Consider the following 18,869-nt stretch of genomic DNA (forward strand, 5'->3'; position numbering starts at 1 on the left):
ATCAGGCGACTGTCTGGTGCACCAGGCGCATGAGGTAGGCACCTACCAGATGGTCCAGCACCATGTGCGCATCCTCAGCAGGTCCGTACTCCTTGGGTCCCGTCGGGACATGGATGCCGTCGTCGGCCACCTGCTTCATCTTGCCGCCATCGAAGGCTGTTACCGCCACGGTCTTGATGCCCACCGCCTTGGCATGCTCCATGGTACGCAGTAGGTTGGGGGAGTTCCCCGAGGCTGAAATCGCCACGAGCACATCGCCGGGACGCCCCAGTACCTTAAGTTGGCGCACGAACACCTCTTCGTAGCCATTGTCGTTGCCAATGGCCGTCAGCACTGGAACATTGTCGGTCAGGCTCAATGCCCGGAATGGCTTTTGGTACTCGTTGGTGCCATAGGCCAAGTCGTTGGCGAAGTGGCTGGCCGTTGCGGCGCTGCCGCCGTTGCCAATGAAGAACACCGTTGCGCCGTTTTCACGGGCCGCCAGTAGTATCTGAACAAACCGCCCCACAGCGCCAGGTTCAATGCTTGCCAACACCTTCTGGACATAACCTAAATACTCCTTGGCGAAAGCCACCGGATCAGCAGTGTAGAAACTGTCGATATTATTCATTCGTCGTTGAAGCCCTATAAAACAACCCGCGATAACCGCCCAAGGCCTTCAGTTCCCTGGAGAGGGGATCTGGTAGCGCTGACGCCACTGCGGGTCGGAAAAATAAATTCTGAAGACAAGTTGCATCGTGCGTAAAGCATCGCTCGAGGTACCGCTCTGCACCGGTTTATCACCCAGCACCGCCTCGCCAAAGGCGGCGATCTCCTCGTCCCAGGAAGGATCCCGATTGTATCTTGTGGTCTGCTCTTTCGGATCCCCGGCATCGTTATCCGGGTCGGCGCGCACCACTGTGAGGGTTTCGGCTCCATAACTCTTGGTGCCAGACAAAATCCCCCCCAGGATCAAGCTACCGCGTTCCAAATTGATGTCAAGATGGAACCTATGTCGCCATTGGGTGGCTGAGGAATTCAGCATTGCTACCACGCCTTCGCGGGACCGCATCAACGCATAGGCGTTGTCCTCCACGTCGTAGCCCCAGTGGCTGTTTGAAATAAAACTGAACACGTCCAAGAATTCGCCGCCAAAAAGACGCATCAGGTCCACCATATGGATACCTTGGTCCAGCAGCACACCGCCGCCCGCAATTTCCCTGCGGGTGCGCCAATCTGGCTGGTTAAAGGTAATCAGCTTAGCCTTGCCATATACCCCACGCATATTGATAACTCGGCCCAACTCGCCACTGCGCAGGATGCGCAGTGCATCCTGTACCGACTCATGGTAGCGGTGATTAAAACCATACATCAGCTTGCGACCCGGATGGCGACGCTCCGCCTCCATCACCCCCTCGATGTCTGCCACGCTGCGCCCTGGCGGCTTCTCGCAGAACACATGCAATCCGCGTTCCAAGCCAGCAATGGTGACCTCGGCCGCAATGTCATTGGTAAGACAAACGAGCAGGGCATCTAGGTCCTCTTCCAGCAGGCGCTGGTAGGACGGGTAGTAACGAGTACCGTCTGGCAGCACGCCGTCGCCGCCAAAGGTTTGGTCGCATACTGCCACAACCTGCATGTCGGACCTGCGTGCAATGCAGTCACGTCGGCGCTTGCCTACAACGCCGAAGCCGGCGATGCCGATCTTAAGTAGTTCCATCTGAAATTGGCCCGATACAATTTACATTGATTCGCGTTGCCGGTTTCTGACAAAAAACTGAAAGCCAAACAACAAACAACTTCTAACTCCCGACATCATACGTGCTCATAACTATGCCAAAGCGCCCTACCGGAGGCCACCAGTTCGCCAGCACTCAATACAGCGGGTTTAAGACAGTCAAGCAACCAGTTTTCAAGTTCGATGTCGTTGCCTGCGAAGGCCACCGCGGCCCCCTCGTCTGCGAAGTGTTCCTGCAGTATGCACTGTGTGGGGTCAAAAAATGTCGAAGGCACACCTAGCTCCGCAGCAACATAGGGGGGCGAAGTAAACGGATAGGCAATCACAGCGTGGCATTGCGAGATCATCTGAAACAAATTGGCTGCGTAATGCACCATTTCAATCTGACCGCCATCCGCCAATGATTCAATGAAATCAAAATACTTGCGGTCATATGCAGCTCTGTAGCCGCGCTTAGTCTTAAAGCGAAGAACCACTTTCGCACCGAGCTGATCCTCCAGCCGTCGCCGCACCGCAAGCAGCGCCTGTACAAAACGTGTGAGGTTGGCAGGTCCATTGAAATTGGGGGACTCACAATAGGACAGCGCCACTTGGTCATCGTAGGGCGAAATATCGAATATCCCAAGGTACAGGGTCTGAGAGATCGTATTGCCACCCTCTATTGGCAGCCGCCAGATGATGGGCCCCACTGCCCGAACTTCGCTGCATCCATTCACATTCGAGAGGTAGCGAGCAAAAGTCTTTGTCCACACCCAGTGTACGTCCGCCCGAATCCAGCGCAGGAACGGAATGTCCGACTCCACGCCGCCTTCCTTAAAGACTACCGGTTTCCAATTTTGCGCATACCAGACCATGTGCACCCGGGCATGCCGCAGGCAGCGTCCCCAGAGTGACTGCTCGGAGATGCTGGTGCAGGTCAGCACCACCGCTGCCATGCCTGCCGCGTTGTCCACGGCCATCGCAGGCACAATATAGGCAAAGTCTCGCCCCAGCAGCGCGAGCTCCGGTCGGCGTGCCGCAGCCGCCAGGAAACGTGGTAACGCCTGGAAATGTTCGGCCAGCGCCTGTAACCGCCCCGGCAGACCTAATCTGGCGCACCGTATCAGTTCAAACAGGGGCCGGCGCACATACCGGATACGGGGATCCGTCGACCTCCTGCCCGGCGATGCAGTCTGGATGTAGAGCTGCGCCGCGTCCCGCAGTGGTGCGATGGGGCCATTGCGGCAATACGCTGCGAACTCCGTGTCGCCCCCCCCGTCAGCCAATGACTCCTCGCCAATTCCTGTCACCAGCGTCACGGGCCCGCGAGCCACCGCATATGGTCGCACCCACAGCATGGCGATCAGACAGTACATCCAATGTGCTAGGAACTGCAGAACGCCCCGCCCCCACTGCCCTAGGCTCAGTAGGACCCTCCCGGAACCCGTCTGTAGGCGAGCAGCGCCCATGTCGAGCACCGTTCCCTCTTTCAAGTGTCCCTGCAGGGCCTGTTGTGCGTAGGGCAGCCGGCCTAGCTCCAGTACCCGCTGTACCAACCGGTCTGCCAGGATCGTTGCCGTCACAGCCCCCACGCCGGACAGCCGCTGCGCGAGCCTGGCGTGGCAACGCCTTGCCTCCTCAGAAAACGCGTTGTTGACCTCGTTGCTGTTCATGGGCGCACGCAGCGGTAGCACCGACAGGTCGGCCTCGTTACCAGGCAGCCCATCCGCCATCCACCATCAAGTTCTGCCCGGTCACATAGGCCGACATGTCGCTGGCCAGGAACGCCACTGCGCCACGGAAATCGTCCTCGGTCGCCATCCGCCCCAGCGGGGTGCGCGCCGTATACCGCTGCACGAATTCTGAAGCCTGATCCCTGGCCACACCGCCCGGAGAAATCGTATTGACCCGGATCGAGGGAGCCAACGTGGTCGCCAGCCAGCGTGACAGCTGGATCAGCCCCCCCTTGGATGCGGCATAAGCCGCTGGATTGCCCATGGACGTGCCTTCGTACAGACTGTAATCGGGCCCCAGAACTCCGTAGATGGAAGCAACGTTGATCACAGAGCCCTTTCTGCTGTTGCGCAGCAAGGGTGCCATCCCCTTGACTAGGTCAAAACCAGCCGTCAGGTTTACCTCAAGGGCCCGACGCCAGGTCTGCACCGATTGCTGCTCGAATTCGGTGACCCATCCCTGTAGCCCCGTGGTACCGACAAAGCCGGCATTGTTGATCAGAACATGCAACTGTTCGCTCCCCCGCGCCACCAGCGTCATCAATTCCTGGCGCGAAGATTCCTGCTCCAGGTCGCACCCGGCAAAGGTGACCTGCACCCCAAACTGCTGCGATAGCTCGCTGACTTCCTTGGCATAGACCGCTCCGGGCCGGTCCACCAGAACCAGGTCCGCGCCCATCTCCGCCAAGGTGGCCGCCATGACGCCGCCGATGCCGCCGGCCGCGCCGGTAATCAGCGCCCGGCGGCCGGCCATGTCCATTTGCTGCGAAAGTCTACCCATGGTGTTTTTCCTCCTTGTCTTCCAGCAGGCACTGGGCGATCCTGAAATCCAGCGGCGTGTCGATGTCGATGGCTCGTTCATGCGGTATCAGCACCTGCTGCACCCGACCTTCGAAAATCCCGCTGTGCTCCATCACGAATTGCGGCCGAGCAACATAGGCCACAGTTGTCATGTCGAACACTTCTGGAGCATCCTGGCGCCGAAAAATCCGGCCCTGCGGGGGGATGAGCAGCCCGGCGCAACCATCCGGCATCAGCCGTGTCATATTAAAGTAGGGGCTGCGTTGCGCCTGGGTGACCGTGATCACCATGTCGATCTCGCCGCCATGGAACACGTCTAGGCAACGCTCGATGTCCGAGACATCTCGCAGGGGCGCCGTTGCCGGCACCACCACTAGGCTGTCGGGGTAGGTCCCCATGTCTGTGCGGAGGTAGTCGAGCGCATGGCGCCAGACATGCCACTCGGGACTGTTGTCCTGCGCGAGTTCTGCCGGACGCATGAACGGCACCTCGGCTCCCTGCTGTAGTGCCACCTCGGCAATTTCCGGGGAGTCGGTGGACACAATCACCCGGCTAATCGCGGGAACTGCCCGCGCCTGCGCGATGGACCAGCCGATCAGCGGCCGACCGCCGAGCAGCCGGATGTTCTTCCCTGGCAACCCTTTGGAGCCCCCGCGGGCACAAATGAGCGCTATGTTTTGCATGTTCGACCCTTATGGATGAAAGCGGCGCGACTAGTCACTCCAGTGTGACGACGCGAGACAGGTCGGACGACAACCTCGCTGCATCCGCCAGCTTGAGTACTTGCAAGCCAGCTTCACCGTCGACCAGCGGCGCAGCGCCGGTAAGCACGCATTCCAGGAAGTGCTGCCATTGGAGCATGTAGGTCTCGTCCCGCACCGGCGTATGCGAGAACACCGTCTGCCAGGTTGACGCGCCTTCGGCAAAGAACTCTACCGTACCGGCGAAGCCGTTCCAGCGCAGGCTGCCGGCGGTACCTATCGCTATGCACTGGCGCACGGTGTCATGACGCAAGAAATCCATGTCCAGCCGCACCATCAGTGGAGCAGTCGCCTCTGGGCGGTTTAGCCCCAGCACTAGGTGCACCGTATCCTCCACATCGATTTCCAGTGTACTTTGCCGGCCCATGCGAGCACTGACCCAAGCGGCATCGCCAAAAACCCAGCATAGGTAATCCATCTCATGGCTGAGTTCCAGCAGCGCCCCGCCGCCCAACGCCCGCGATGCCGACGCACCCTCGCGGTAATCTGCGCCCGGGCGCCAACTCGGCAGATACTGCCCTACTTCAGCGCGCACAGAGCACAACGTACCCACGCGCGAAAGCTGGTTGCGAAACTCCCGCAGCGATGCAGAAAACCGCAAGTTGTAGCCTACCGCTAGTACCACTTTTTGCCGGCGGCACACCGCGATCAGCTCCGCAACCCCGGCCTTCGAAGGTGCCAGCGGCTTTTCGACCAGCAGGTGCACGCCGGCCAGCGCCAGCTCCATGGCATAATCCAGATGCAAACTGGCGGGGTTGGCGATGATAGCCACCTGGGGCGCGAACCGGTCCATGGCATCAGCCACTGAATGGAATACCATGTCAACCAGACCGTCCTCCAGATCGGCCTGGCCAGTACGGCGCAACGCGGCAACACGGGTCTGCGGATGGGCCTGACGGACTAGGCGTGCATGCCGCCGGCCTATGCTGCCCAGGCCAACGACTAGGATGCGGTTAGGTGCATCCATGGCTAGGCCCCCGCAAATCTGTTGCGCAGCATGGCGTAGTCCCTGTCGTCCCATTGTGGGATCGGAACACCGGCATGGACGATCGCCTGGCGCGCTTCCAGGAAGGCGGCGCCAATGAAATTGAAGAGGTTGGCCGTGGCTACGGCATCTACTGCAGGCTGCTGCATGGCCGCGATGATCTGACTGCTCTTACCCACACCGCCCATCAGGATGCACGGCACCTCGGGTTGCATGCGAAGGGATTGCAGCACGGACATGTCTAGGCCCATGCCAGTACCGTCCTGGTCGACGGACTGGAACAGCAACTCCCCCGCGCCGCACGCGAGCACATGGTCCACCCAGTCCGAGAGATCCTGGCCCACGCCCTGCGTGGCCCCCTGAGTAAAGACGGTGCGCCGGCCTTGGGCGTCTATGCGGTAGTCAATGCCGGCCACGATGCACTGCCGGCCGAAATGTGCTGCCAGCTCCATGCACATTCCGGGCGCAGATCCGAAGGCACTGTTAACTAGTAGCTTATCCGCGCCACTGCCCATGTATTGTTGCGCCACCTCAAAGCTATCGATACCACCGCCTACAGTCAGCGGTATGAAGCAGCGACCGGCAATATGCTGGACTTTCTCGCAGAACTCAGAGGCGTTGCGCGGACCCTTGGTCACGTCCAGCACCATCAGTTCGTCCAACCCGTGCGACACTTTGGCAAAGTCGTAGTTGTCGAACAGCCAGTTGATCGTGCCGACCTTTTGTAGTCGGAAGTTCCGGCTCAGCATGAACTGCCCCGAGTCATGCAGCAAGGTGAATATCAGGCGGCGGGTCATGGTGCGGTGTAGCCCAGTTCAAGGAAGTTGCTGAGCAGGCGCAAACCAGCGGATTGGCTCTTTTCCGGGTGAAACTGTGCGCCACATACGTTGTCCATCTGGAAAGAGGCCACAAACGGTTTTGAATGTTCGCACCAGGCAATGTTGCATTGCGACCTAACCTCAAGCATCGCGTAGGAATGGGTGAAATAGAAATACGGGGCACCGTCGAAACCGGCGAACAATCCTTGGGGGTGGAATCCATGGACCGGCGAAAAACCGACATGCGGCACCTTGCTTCCCTTGGTCGGAGAAGCCTGGAGCAGCCGGAAATACCCCGGCATGATGCCCAAGCCCGGCAACTGGCCTTCATCACTTCCCTCGAACAACAGTTGCATTCCCAGACAGACCCCCAGGATGGGCAGTCGCCGCTCTCGAGCATGAATCCGAAGTGTCGGTGCCAACCCCAGCAGGTTCATTCTCTGCATCGCGGCGTCATAGGCACCAACGCCCGGCAGAATGACATGGGTGGCGGACGCCAAATCCGCCGTGCTACTAGTGACCCTGTGCGTCACCCCCAGGAAATTCAGTGCAGACATGAGCGAACGGATGTTGCTTACGCCCAAGTCAATAACACATACTAGCATGGTCAGCGTACCTGAAACTGCGGTCTCCAACGTCCGTCCACCTTGTCAAACAGTTCCCTGTTGACCCAGCGGTCTAGGACGGCATCGAACTCCTGCTGCGTCATCTGGTAGTAGTCAAGGTACATCCCCATGAACTCTTCCGGGTAATGGCCGTCGTAAAGGCGCACTAGGTTGACCGCTTGCTGCCGGTCCATGGCACCGCGCCGCACCTCGATGCTAGCGTCCTGGTTGGCGCGCCCAAATCCGAATTTCAGGTACATCAGATAGGTATGAAGTGCGTATAGCGCTTGGTCATTCTGGGCAAAGTTGGTGAACGTACCGGCATTGGAGCCGTCCGCCTCCTTTAGGCCGCAGAACTCCTTGGCCACTAGGTAATTGCGGTAGGGATCCCAATTCTCAAAATAGGACCAGTGGGTAATGTCGATCTTTCCACCCTGCAACTCCGCGTCTGAAGGGAACCGGAAGAAATAGAGTTGCTCATCCTTGAGACCGGATTTCTGCAACACTTTGTCATACCCTCCCTCCAGGTAGACTTTCTTCATGTAGCCGACGTCATATATCGGGTTCTTGTCGGTTTCTGTGGTTCCGCCGTACTCGACTTCGCCATCTTCGCCGTAGAAGATCAGGCCGATACGGTGGACCGCGGCCATGCGTACAATGGCCGCCTGAATTGCAATCAGCCAACCGTAGTAGGGGAAACCCATTTCGAGGAATCCGGTCTTGTTCAGAGTCCGCATTGCATGCTGGTCCGGATTGATTGAGAGATGGTTGTAGCCACTGGCCACGAAGGACTTCAGGTTTTCCTCACCCAGGGGAAGCGCCAGTGCCGGCGTCACCGTCATGGCCAGCGGATTCATGCCGTATTTGTGCTTGAGGTTATAGGCCACGTACGAACCATCCTTGCCGCCGCTAACCGGCACGATGCAATCGAACGCTCCGTCATTGCGCCGGTGGCGCGCCAGCAAAGCCTCGAGTTCCTTCTGGCGGCTGGGCCAGTCCAGCGTCTGCTTCTTTTCACTCCACTGGCAGGCGTTGCACCAGCCGCGCGCATCAAACTTGATGCGCGGACGTGTGGACATGCTCAGGCAATTGCTGCACCAGTGCACCGCCGGTGTGGCTGTGTTTTCCATCGGATTATTTCCCTTCCAGGTTAAGTTGATGCGCGCGTTCCAGGTCGTCTGGACGCCCCACGTCCAGCCAGGGCTCGTGCATCGGATAGACGATCGTGCGGCAGGCCTGCTCCTGCAGGCGGCCGAACAGCGTAGGCATGTCGCAATGCTCGCCCCGGACCAGTGTACGCAACGCCACGGGTTCAAGAACATAGACCCCAGCGTTGATATGGCTGCGGGCGATCGGCTTTTCCTCGAATCCGATGATATCGACGCCCTTGATATGCACTACGCCAAAGGGATGCTGCCACTCATGCTGACGAACCGCCATGGTGGCCGCCGCCGAATGGCGGCAATGAAAGTCCAGCAACTCCCCGTAGCGGATATCCGTCAGCACATCCCCGTTGGTCACCAAGAACGGCATCTGCGGCGCGGGTTCCAGCAGGCTCAGCGCGCCTGCAGTACCCAACGGCACGTCCTCCCGCAGGTAATCGATGCGCACGTCCCAGCGACTGCCGTCGCCGAAATAGTCCTCGATCATGTGCCCAAGGTAATGGATTGCCAGGATGAAATTGCGAAATCCCTCGGCATTGGCACGCTCGATGATGTGCTCCAGCATTGGCTTACCACCAACCTGGATCAGCGGCTTGGGACAGTTTTCGGTATGGGGTCTCAGCCGGGTGCCCCGGCCTCCGGCCATGATCACCACCGGGTTCGCCCTATGGGCCGGCAGCAGTAGTTCCTTGAGCAGATGCAGTCCGACCACCCGCCGTGAGGTGTCGACGATCGGCAGAGCGTGGATCACATTGACCTGCATCAGATGCAGTGCCATTTCTTGGCTCATCTGCGGCGGCACCACCAGCGCATCGCGGTGCATGATGAACTCGACCGGACTATCGAGCTCCACTCCGCGCAGCAGACCGCGCCGTATGTCGCCATCGGTCAGGGTGCCAAGTAATATGCCCTGGTCGTCCACGACCAGCACGATCTGCGTTGCCGACTCCTCCAGGCCTCGAATTGCCTGTTGCAGTGAGGCATTCTTGTCCAGCAGCGCCCGGCGCCAACGATCAACGACCATAGCGATGGCTTTCAGTAGGGGATGTCATGGAACGATTTTTTCAGGATATTGACCAGCGAGCACTTTTCCAGCACAGCTACTATTTTCTCACTTGCACCGCCCTCCCCGTAAGGATTGCGTACATGCTGAAGGCACCCCTGGAATTCCGGCGAATATAGAGTCTGGAGCGCAGCGGCAATACTGTCCCGATCGGGTTCACACTGGATCACGCTATCAGCCATCAGTCGTCCGCGCTGCCGGTCGCCGATATTGATGGTCCCCTTGCCAAAGCTGGGTACCTCCAGCAGGCCGCTGGAGGAGTTACCGACCACGCCATCTACCTGGCGCAGGCAGGAAAAATATCGCTGCTGCCCCAGCGAAGCATACAGACGCGCGTGCGGGCGGTCCGCCACAAAGCGCATGATCTGCTCAGTCAGGGCCAGTGCCCCGGGATCGGCATTCGGCATGGTGAACAGCAGTCCAGTATCCTCCATCCCGTCCAGCGCCTGCAGCAGCTCGGCCAGTTGGGCCTGCGCAGTTGAATCCTCCAGCGTCACCGGATGAAAGGTGACCAACAGGTTGCGCGGGCGCAACTCAAATTCTAGGGCTCGGCACAACTCGGTCCGCGTCAGCGCCGGGTACTGCAGGATGCTGTCTATACCCAACCCCCCGACCAGATACACCCTGGCCGGATCTTCACCAAGCTGCACCACACGCCGCTGATACTCGGGTGCCGCCACGAAATGGAGGTGCGACATTTTGGTCACGGAGTGGCGGATCGCCTCATCAAAGGCACCCTCGGTGGTTTCACCACCATGCAGATGGGCAATGGGCACTCGGCACACCATTGCCGCTGCGGCGGCGGCAAATATTTCGTAACGATCGCCAAGCACCAGCAGCAGGTCTGGCCGCAGTTCCTGCAATGCTGCAGCAAAACCGCTCAGGCCCAGCGCCATGGCCTGCGCGATCGACGCCTCTGAATCCACACTTAGGTGCAGGTCTACCATGCGGTCTATGCGAAACCCATGGCCCTGGATCTCCCGGTAGGTTTCCCCGAATGCCGGCGAAAGATGCGCGCCGGTCACCAGCACCTGCAGCTCCAGCGCAGCGCTGTCGCGCACCCGCTGCATGACCCAACGCAGCAGTCCGTACTCTGCGCGGGAGCCCGTCACGACACAGATCTTGCGCTTCATGGCTCTATGGGCTCATCCGGCGCGTAGGCGCGCTGCGCGCGACGGCCGACCACGTTGTCCCACAGCATGGGCGACATACCTGTACCGGGGCGCTTCACCGCGAGGTTGGCCTCACTGAACGATTCTCCCGGCACGATCGCGCGCGCAGCAACGATCGACTTGCGCACCAGCGGCAAGTTCTTGATCTCGCTCGGGCAGGGCCGCTTGATACCATCCCCCATGGCCTGCTCAATGTTGCGGATGGCCGTCACCATGGCACGCAACTCATCCGGCTCCAGACTGGCCTTGTGGTCCGGGCCGGGGAGCTCCCGACTGAGTGTGAAGTGCTTCTCGATCACGGTAGCACCCAGCGCCACTGCGGCAATCGCCACCTCGATACCCACCGTATGGTCGGAGTAACCCACCGGAACGTCCAGCTCCCGGCCCAACGTCAGCATAGCACGCAGGTTGACGTCGGCCATGGGCGTAGGGTACTCGGTACTGCAATGCAGGATGGTGATGTCGCTTCTCGCGGTGCCGGCCTGTACCAACACCTCCATGGCAGCAGCCACCTCCGCTAGGTCGGACATGCCCGTGGACAGGATGACGGGCAGGCGATACTGCCCCACGTGGCGCAAATACGGTAGGTTGGTGATCTCACCGGATGGCACCTTGATGCATCCCATGCCAAGTTCCGCCAGCATATCCAAGCTCGCAATGTCAAAGCCGGTGGAAAGAAACTGGATCGACCGCTGGGCACAGTGGGCCATCAGTTCCAAGTGCATAGCATGACTGAGCTCCAGCCGGCTGAGCATCTCGAACTGAGTTTCCTGCACCCCCGTCGATCTGGCCTGGTACTGGGCCTTCACGGCAGCGGCAGTGACTAGGCGCTCCGCCTTGAAGGTCTGGAACTTGACAATATCCGCGCCAGCTTGTGCCGCCACATCCACCAGTTGCCGGGCCAACTCCGGATCTCCATTGTGGTTCACCCCGGCCTCGGCAATGATCAGTGTCCTCATGGCATGTCCTTTCGTGCAGGTAGCCATGCGCCATCCGGGCAATCCTTCACGACCCGCTGGCCCATGCCAACCACGCACCGCTGCCCGATACGGATCATCTGCCGGACGGTGCTGCCGCTGCCGACAAAACTCCCCTCGCCCACCCGCACGCCGCTATTGATGATGGCGCTGGTGGCGACATGGCAATGGTCCCCGACCTGTGCATCATGCTCAACTAGGGACTGCGTGTTGATGATGCAGTTGCGCCCCACGGTGGCCGCGGCATTGACCACGGCCCCGTGCATGACGATGGTACCTGCGCCGACGGTTGCATGGCGCGACACATGGGCACGCGGCGACACGATGGACGGTAGGTCATAGTCCAAAGCCTGCAACTGCGTAAATAGGCGCATGCGCATATCCGGACTCTTGACCTGCCCGACGGTGACCAGCGCCGCACCGAACTTGCGGGCCAGCGCTGGCAGGTCCTGGTCGGTGCCCAGCACCGGCACCCCCAGGATGGCTGTTCCAACTTCTTCGGGCAATCCGACCAGCCCCTGAATGCTATAGCGGCCGTCCAGCTCGATGACGTCCATGCAGGCACGCGCATGCCCGCCTGCCCCGACCAACAGGAGCGCAATAGCCATCACGCCCCCCCCAGGCCGGCGCTGCTGGGCAGGTTGATCAGCCGCTGCTCCAGCGACTCTGCCACCGCAAGATTCATGCGGGGGCAGTTCTGGTAGGGCTGGAGGCGGTGCAGCAGGCGCCAAGCCGGGCGCGTCATCTGGCCGGCATCATTGGTAGCTTGCAGGATGGCATCACGCTGATCCGCGACGTCGGTATCCAGCAGCAGGGTCTGCAGCCAGAAATTGCTGGTACAAGCCTGTGGCTCACCAACGATGCCCACGCCCGGCACATCGGAAAACGCCTGCACGTACCGGTGGTATAGCGCGCGCTTACTCTGCAGCATGCGCGGCATCTGCTCCAACTGGGCACAACCCAGTGCCGCATTGATGTTGGGCATACGGTAGTTGAAGCCGATTTCGTCGTGCACATATTCCCAGCGGTGCGGCACCTTGGCCGTGGTGGTCAGGTGCTTTGCCCGTCGCGCCATCTCGGGATCATTTGTAAGTATGGCACCGCCGCCGCCAGTGGTGATCGTCTTGTTGCCGTTGAAGCTGAGCGTACCCAGCTTTCCAAAGGTTCCGGTATGCCGGCCATTCACGGTGCTGCCCAGCGATTCCGCTGCGTCCTCCACGACCTCCAATTGGAAGTCATGCGCCACAGCTATCAGGCCGTCGATGTCCACCGGATGCCCGAAGGTGTGCATGGGCACCAAAGCACGTATGACACGGCCACTTCGCCTGTTGCAGCACAGCCCACCCCGCATTTCCGTGGCCTGCGCCAGATATTCGCGCAGGCGCACTGGGTCAATGCCCAGCGTGCCAGTTTCGCTGTCCACGAAATGCGGCACCGCACCGCCGTGCATGACAGCGCTGGCCGTTGCCACGAATGTCAGCGCAGGCACCAGAACCTCCTCGCCAGGCAGCACTCCGGCCAAGTGCAGAGCCACCTGCAGCGCGGCAGTACCATTGACCACCGCGACGGCATGCCGTGCGCCGGTATAGGCGGCCAGATCGGCCTCGAACCGGTTCACGAAAGCGCCCACCGAGGAGACGTAGCCCGTGTCCAGACACTCCTTCAGATACGTCCACTCATTACCCTGGAAGCTGGGCTCATGTAAGGCCACGGGGCCGTTGCCCGTCACATTGCGCACTGCCGCGACGACCAGGTCTGGCAAGGAAGTGGACATGGTCATCACAGGTTGTAGATGTCCGCCTTGTAACGGCTCAGGTTCTCACGCTCCTGGAACCACGCGACCGTTTCCGCCAGGCCTCGCCGGAAGCCCTCCCTGCCGCCATAGGCGGGGCGCCAGTCCAGCAACTCCGCGGCACGCACATTGCTGGCCCACAGACGCTCCACTTCGCTTTTCTCGGGCCGTAAGCGCTGGTCATCCGCCTCGATCTGAACCTCGCGGCCCATGACCTCGGCGATCGCCCGTACGGTGTCGCCGATGGAGATCTCAAAATTGCTGCCGATATTGATCACATCGCCCAAGCCCTGCTCCGAGCGCATCGCCGCAATGAAGCCGGCAACCGTGTCGCTGACATAGTTGAAGTCCCGGGTCGGATGGACCGCGCCGAGCTTAATCCGCTCCTTACCGGCAGCGAGTTGGGTGATGATCGTCGGTATCACCGCTCTCGCGGACTGCCGGGGGCCGTAGGTATTGAAGGGCCGCAGCACGCTTACCGGTGTGCCAAACGAACTGTGGAATGACAGGGCGATCTGGTCCGCGCCGATCTTACTGGCAGAATACGGCGACTGCCCCTGCAGCGGATGGTCTTCGGTGATGGGAACGAATCGCGCTGTGCCATAGACTTCGCTAGTCGAGGTATGCACCACCTTGGACACGCCCAGGTCCCGCGCGGCTTGCACCACGTTGAGCGTGCCCTTGACATTCGTATCCACATAGGTGTCCGGCGAATGGTAGGAATAAGGGATAGCGATCAGTGCCGCCAGGTGCAGCACCGTATCGCAGCCGGTCATGGCGGTACGTACCCCATGTGGGTCGCGGATGTCGCCGGCAAACACCTCGAACCGTCCGCGCACGTCGGCGCCGCACTGGTCCAACCAGCCCCAGGAGTTAAAGGAATTGTAGAGCACGAAAGCGCGCACGTCATGGCCGCTGCGCACCAGTGCCTCTGTGAGGTGGGAGCCGATGAACCCATCGGCACCGGTAACAAGTATCTTTTTCACGGCCTGCCTGTCGTCAAGAGTAGATCGCCTGGGTCAACCGCATGGATGCTAGCGCATCCTGCAGCGTCGGCAAGTCCGCTGGCTGGCCCAGGGCCGCCAGTACCGCCTGCTGGGCCTGGCGGCGCAGGCCCGGCTTGAACTGGCTGTCCCAGGGATGGTCGTCGGCGGGCTGCAGGACACGGGTACCCGCCAGCTGGGAGGCCGCCTTTTCCAGCGGCCGCAACTCCCAGCGCTTGGCGTCAGTATTGACGCAGACCGTCCAGGGGCCCGGCCCGTCCCAGATGGCCTCATAGAGGCCGACGTCGCCGGAGTCGAACTTGATGGTGGCCGCCACATAGCGTGGCCGCTTGGGGTCATAGCGCAGGGTGGGCTCCACACTGGTGACGGCGCCACGGCCGAAGAGGCTGAAGTAATCGACCAGGTGGATCGAGTTGGCGAACATCCAGTTGCGCACCACCAGCTCGGGCTGCCCCGATTCCAACGCTGCCGTGGGCGCCTCCTGGTCCTGGACCCGGATCAGTCGCGCCCCATCCTGGCTGGCCAAGTCCTGCAGCACCACCTGGGTCGCCCCATAGTGCCGCCGATTGAGTGCCACGTAGGCACGCCGCCCGTGTTTGCAGGCAGCAGCCTCGATGTCCTGGGCATCTTCCAGGTTGTAGCCTGCTGGCTTTTCGATCAGCGCGGTCCATGGGAATTCAAAGCAGGCCTGGCTCACCGCATTAACCGCCAACTCGCGCACGGCCACGACAACCAAGTCCGCGCCCGTCCTGGCATGCAGTTCGGCGACCGAGTCACAGACCACCGCAATCCCGAATTCCTGCGCCAGATCCTGAGCCCGCTCCCGGGTCCGGCTGTAGATGCCTGCCACCGTGACGCCAGGTACGTCCTGAAAAGCACGGATATGTTCCCGCGCCATGTAGCCTGCGCCCACGATCGCGACCTTGCAAATACTGTTCGTCATCACCATTGTCACCTAGAAAACTGGCGCCACCGCCAATGCAAAAAATTTTTCCGAACGCCTGTCGCTCAAGCCCACGGGAAGACACGCGTGCGGTCCAGGCCGTCGCCCGGGCGCATCGGAGCGCCCCCCTGCTCCGCCGACTCATGTGCCGCCACCAGCAACTCGATGACCTGGCGCCCGGCCTCTCCGGTGACGCTATTCTGCCCCTCCACCAGCGCCTTGAGCACACAGGCCGTCATTTCCACCAGGTCCACCGGCGCCAGGGGTTCGCGCCGGTTCTCGCTGGGCATGCCGTAGCGCGTGGTCGGCAGGTCCCGGTACTGCGCCTCCCGGGCCGAACTGCTGATTTCGCCGACAAGTTCATCGACCGAGATCACCCCCAGGCGGCAGGCATAGGTGACGCCGAAGCCGTGGCCCTGGTCGGCGCCGACATCCATGTACAGCCGTTTGCCGGATGCCGTGACCGCGCGTATGCATCCGGCGCGATCCCGGTACTGAGGCCCGCGCGGATTGGGCACGATTTCCGGCGAGAACCAGGCCGACACCTCGACCGGGATTTCCTCGGTGAGATAGCGGAAAGCCTCGAAGTAGTGGGAGCCGTTCATGGCAAAGCCGAAATTGCCGCCGATCACCGTCATGCTGCACAGGCCGCCAAAGGCGGGCGATGTGACCATGGCCTTGGGTACGGCGTACTGGGACATGAACCGCATCTGGTGGTTCACCGCCAGCTTGGCGCCAGTCGCCGCGCAGGCGGCAATCATGCGGTCGCACTCTTCCAGAGACACCGCCATGGGTTTTTCCACTAGGATGAACTTCGCGCCGCGCCGGGCGGCCTCGCAGGTCAGGACGCAGTGCGTGTCTGCGTTGGTGGCGATCACGACGACATCCGGTGCGCAGACTTTGTACATCTGGTCCAGATCAGCAAACAACTGGTTGTCTGCGAGTCCATGTTCTTCCTTGGCCAAGCGCAGGGACTCAGAACTGAGGTCGTAGATGCCCCCAAGCTGCCAGTCGTTGCGACGGATTGCACTGATATGGCGACGGCCCATTCTCCCGACGCCGATCACTACTGCTTTCATTTGCCACTTTCAAAATATGCGCCCATGCCCCATGGCTGGCGCTGATACCTGTGATTACCTGGCCGCATCGCGCTGGGTCACTGCCCTATACACCGGCAGGAAATCGGCGTGATAGAGCGACCTCGGCCACTGCAGGCTTTGCAGGGAAACAACCCGCCCGCCTGTCACGCGCTCCCTCATGCGCTGCAAACTGCCCCAGAGCCATCGCATCACCCTGACCTGTCTTGCATAAGCGCGTATCTGGGATGGTACTTGGTGATCCGCAGCCGCCATGGCGCTGATGTAACGGCGGAAGGCCTCGTCGACGCTGCTTCTCGCCGACTCGGCAGACACCCCGTCCTGGGCCTGCAGGACGTCCGCCAGCTGGTCCCGGAAATACTGGTAGCTTCCCTGCCAACTTGCAGTGTTGATCCATGCAAACCAGTTCGGAAGGAGATAGCGCTCGTCATGCACCTGGCGCACTAGGTAAAGGCCGTCGACTTCCTTGACTTTTCCCATGGCCACGGAAAGGCAGCATGGAAGCAGTTCGTCCGCGAATGTCTTGTCCCCCAACCCCGGTGCGAGCGCCGGGATGGGGGTCTGCGCGAACATGCGGCGCCAAGTCGCCACCCGATGCACGGAGAACAGGACCACACGGTAATGCGCTAGGTGAGCCAGCAGCCTTTGTGCTGCGCCGGACTCTTCCCTCACCGTCTGCGGATAGGCAGAGGCACCGGTTATCTCGTCTGCCCGGCCCGAGGTACTCGCAATCAATATTCCAACACCATGCGCGGCCACATAGTCTGGGTTGCCGTCGAGGTATGCAATGCATTGCTCCGCGCCCGCAGGAACAATGAAATCATCGTCTGCGACCAAGCAGACATAATGCGTGGCCACATGTGCATTCATCTCCATGACCGCAGCGGCCACGGACCGCCCGGGTAAATGCACATGATGGATATGCAATCTTCCCCGGAATTTTTCCATGTCCCTGGACGCCTGCATGAACAATGCTTCACTGGAACTGTCACCTACCAGAATGCAGCCATCGAACCCCACCGCGAAATAGTAGCCAAGCAGGCGCAGCAACAGGTCAGGCCTGTTCATCGTCGGGATAATGATTGAAAGGTCCATAGCCTGCCTTCAATGTCCCTGATCGTTCATCAGGCGTGCCAGGAAAAGACGCCAGAACTCCGATGAGCGATATTTTTCCATTGCTGTCTTCCTACCTTGCCTGGCGATGCGGACCCGCTCCTCCTCGTGCGCCGCGTAATACGCGATTTTCTGCTCCAGGTCCAACTTGGAATTGAAAGGGACGTAATCCTTCATCGGCTCAAACATCGCCGCCGTCTGTTCATTTTCACTCTCAAGGAGCAGCGCTTCGCTGAACAGTATCTCGAACACCCTGGACTTCAGTTGGTGACAGTCAACGCTGTAGGAGAAATTGATCGACATGGCCGACCGTCCCATCACGTCCGCGTACACCGCATGGGTCACCTGCTGTCCGCGGTCATTCGTGTAGAACTTCCCCGGGACACCCTGTGCGACAAGGTGCTCAATGGCTTCCCTGCGATAGGACCGGTATGCAGATACCTGCCCCATGAAGCTGACCGGAATATCCTTCACGCCCCGTGGGTGGTAGAGTCCTTCGTCCTGGGGGGGCCAGAGTTTCAGGATCTTGTCCCGGAAGACATCATCCTGATCAGCGAAATGCAGCATCGGGTTGTCCAGCACCACGTGGACGTCGAACAGATCCCGGTACGGACGCGCCGCACGCCAGAAGGCGCTGCTGCAAGTATCCCACCAGATGACACCCAGGCGGATGCCGAAAAGGCGACGGATGAGCCCCAATACATGGACGCTGGGCTGCCGGGGCGTATCCCACCAGGAACTCAATACGATGGCGTCCGGGCGTCGTGCCTGGCAGGCACGGAAAAGCTGAAGATCTACGCGCGGCCATGTCCCGAGGTCTGCGTCATAGGTGAGCACCTCGAAGGTCGCCAATCCGCATGCCTGTAGAGTTTGGTCCAGGTGGATCTGTTCGGTCGATACCTGCGCGGAATTGCTTGCATAGTGTCTATTGCGGAGTATCAGGAGATGCGGCTTCTGCCGGTGCCGTGCGCCTGCCGGCGCACTTCCCATGCCATTGCGCAAAGCCAGCAGCGATGCCAGCGAACGTGAAAACAGGCGCTTGGGCGTTGCGCTCGAAAACCGGAGCGCACGGCCTGAATACCCACGGAGCCTGGCCACAGCCCTCGCGGAAAATTCGGAGAAGTTCACTTGGAGCGGCAGGCCAGG

The 18,869-nt window shown here is 60.6% G+C and carries 19 protein-coding genes; all 19 read right to left on the reverse strand.

Annotated features, from left to right (window positions below):
• Window position 1 precedes the first annotated feature (1 nt).
• Window positions 2-610 (reverse strand): SIS domain-containing protein, encoded by a 609-nt coding sequence (locus ACYQ2U_RS11480; protein WP_459950506.1) that lies wholly within the window; start codon window positions 608-610, stop codon window positions 2-4.
• Between the two features lie 48 nt (window positions 611-658).
• Window positions 659-1,699 carry a Gfo/Idh/MocA family protein gene (locus ACYQ2U_RS11485; protein ID WP_459950507.1) on the reverse strand — a complete coding sequence of 347 codons (1,041 nt, stop codon included), beginning with the start codon at window positions 1,697-1,699 and terminating at the stop codon, window positions 659-661.
• A gap of 95 nt (window positions 1,700-1,794) precedes the next feature.
• A complete protein-coding gene (locus tag ACYQ2U_RS11490; protein ID WP_459950508.1) occupies window positions 1,795-3,369 on the reverse strand; it encodes a hypothetical protein in 1,575 nt (524 codons plus the stop codon).
• A gap of 37 nt (window positions 3,370-3,406) precedes the next feature.
• Window positions 3,407-4,210, reverse strand: coding sequence for an SDR family oxidoreductase (locus ACYQ2U_RS11495; protein ID WP_459950509.1), 804 nt, complete (start codon window positions 4,208-4,210; stop codon window positions 3,407-3,409).
• On the reverse strand, window positions 4,203-4,913 hold the full coding sequence (locus ACYQ2U_RS11500) for an acylneuraminate cytidylyltransferase family protein (RefSeq protein ID WP_459950510.1): 711 nt from the start codon (window positions 4,911-4,913) through the stop codon (window positions 4,203-4,205). Before ACYQ2U_RS11500 ends, ACYQ2U_RS11495 begins: the two co-directional genes overlap by 8 nt.
• A 34-nt stretch (window positions 4,914-4,947) precedes the next feature.
• Complete coding sequence (locus ACYQ2U_RS11505; protein WP_459950511.1) at window positions 4,948-6,012, reverse strand: Gfo/Idh/MocA family protein; 1,065 nt, start codon at window positions 6,010-6,012, stop codon at window positions 4,948-4,950.
• A complete protein-coding gene (locus tag ACYQ2U_RS11510; RefSeq protein ID WP_459950512.1) occupies window positions 5,961-6,773 on the reverse strand; it encodes a HisA/HisF-related TIM barrel protein in 813 nt (270 codons plus the stop codon). Before ACYQ2U_RS11510 ends, ACYQ2U_RS11505 begins: the two co-directional genes overlap by 52 nt.
• The gene (gene hisH, locus ACYQ2U_RS11515; protein WP_459950569.1) at window positions 6,770-7,399 is read right to left on the reverse strand and encodes an imidazole glycerol phosphate synthase subunit HisH; all 630 of its coding nucleotides are present in this window, start codon (window positions 7,397-7,399) and stop codon (window positions 6,770-6,772) included. The genes ACYQ2U_RS11510 and hisH overlap by 4 nt, the downstream gene beginning before the upstream one ends.
• Window positions 7,400-7,401: 2 nt before the next feature.
• On the reverse strand, window positions 7,402-8,529 hold the full coding sequence (locus ACYQ2U_RS11520) for an N-acetyl sugar amidotransferase (RefSeq protein ID WP_459950513.1): 1,128 nt from the start codon (window positions 8,527-8,529) through the stop codon (window positions 7,402-7,404).
• A gap of 4 nt (window positions 8,530-8,533) precedes the next feature.
• Window positions 8,534-9,586 carry a nucleotidyltransferase family protein gene (locus tag ACYQ2U_RS11525; protein ID WP_459950514.1) on the reverse strand — a complete coding sequence of 351 codons (1,053 nt, stop codon included), beginning with the start codon at window positions 9,584-9,586 and terminating at the stop codon, window positions 8,534-8,536.
• Window positions 9,587-9,597: 11 nt separating this feature from the next.
• Window positions 9,598-10,758: a UDP-N-acetylglucosamine 2-epimerase gene (gene neuC / locus ACYQ2U_RS11530; protein WP_459950515.1), complete on the reverse strand. Its 1,161-nt coding sequence runs from the start codon at window positions 10,756-10,758 to the stop codon at window positions 9,598-9,600.
• The gene (gene neuB, locus ACYQ2U_RS11535) at window positions 10,755-11,756 is read right to left on the reverse strand and encodes an N-acetylneuraminate synthase (RefSeq protein ID WP_459950516.1); all 1,002 of its coding nucleotides are present in this window, start codon (window positions 11,754-11,756) and stop codon (window positions 10,755-10,757) included. Before neuB ends, neuC begins: the two co-directional genes overlap by 4 nt.
• Window positions 11,753-12,382: an acetyltransferase gene (locus ACYQ2U_RS11540; RefSeq protein WP_459950517.1), complete on the reverse strand. Its 630-nt coding sequence runs from the start codon at window positions 12,380-12,382 to the stop codon at window positions 11,753-11,755. Before ACYQ2U_RS11540 ends, neuB begins: the two co-directional genes overlap by 4 nt.
• A complete protein-coding gene (locus tag ACYQ2U_RS11545) occupies window positions 12,382-13,548 on the reverse strand; it encodes a LegC family aminotransferase (RefSeq protein WP_459950518.1) in 1,167 nt (388 codons plus the stop codon). Before ACYQ2U_RS11545 ends, ACYQ2U_RS11540 begins: the two co-directional genes overlap by 1 nt.
• Window positions 13,549-13,553: 5 nt before the next feature.
• Window positions 13,554-14,552, reverse strand: a complete 999-nt coding sequence (locus ACYQ2U_RS11550; protein ID WP_459950519.1) for an NAD-dependent 4,6-dehydratase LegB — start codon at window positions 14,550-14,552, stop codon at window positions 13,554-13,556.
• Window positions 14,553-14,565: 13 nt separating this feature from the next.
• A complete protein-coding gene (locus tag ACYQ2U_RS11555) occupies window positions 14,566-15,513 on the reverse strand; it encodes a Gfo/Idh/MocA family protein (RefSeq protein WP_459950520.1) in 948 nt (315 codons plus the stop codon).
• Window positions 15,514-15,578: 65 nt separating this feature from the next.
• Window positions 15,579-16,592, reverse strand: coding sequence for a Gfo/Idh/MocA family protein (locus tag ACYQ2U_RS11560; RefSeq protein WP_459950521.1), 1,014 nt, complete (start codon window positions 16,590-16,592; stop codon window positions 15,579-15,581).
• A 54-nt stretch (window positions 16,593-16,646) separates the two neighbouring features.
• A complete protein-coding gene (locus ACYQ2U_RS11565) occupies window positions 16,647-17,705 on the reverse strand; it encodes a TIGR00180 family glycosyltransferase (protein ID WP_459950522.1) in 1,059 nt (352 codons plus the stop codon).
• Between the two features lie 9 nt (window positions 17,706-17,714).
• Window positions 17,715-18,851, reverse strand: a complete 1,137-nt coding sequence (locus tag ACYQ2U_RS11570) for a glycosyltransferase family protein (RefSeq protein ID WP_459950523.1) — start codon at window positions 18,849-18,851, stop codon at window positions 17,715-17,717.
• Window positions 18,852-18,869: the final 18 nt, after the last annotated feature.

The organism is Denitratisoma sp. agr-D3, assembly GCF_054658675.1.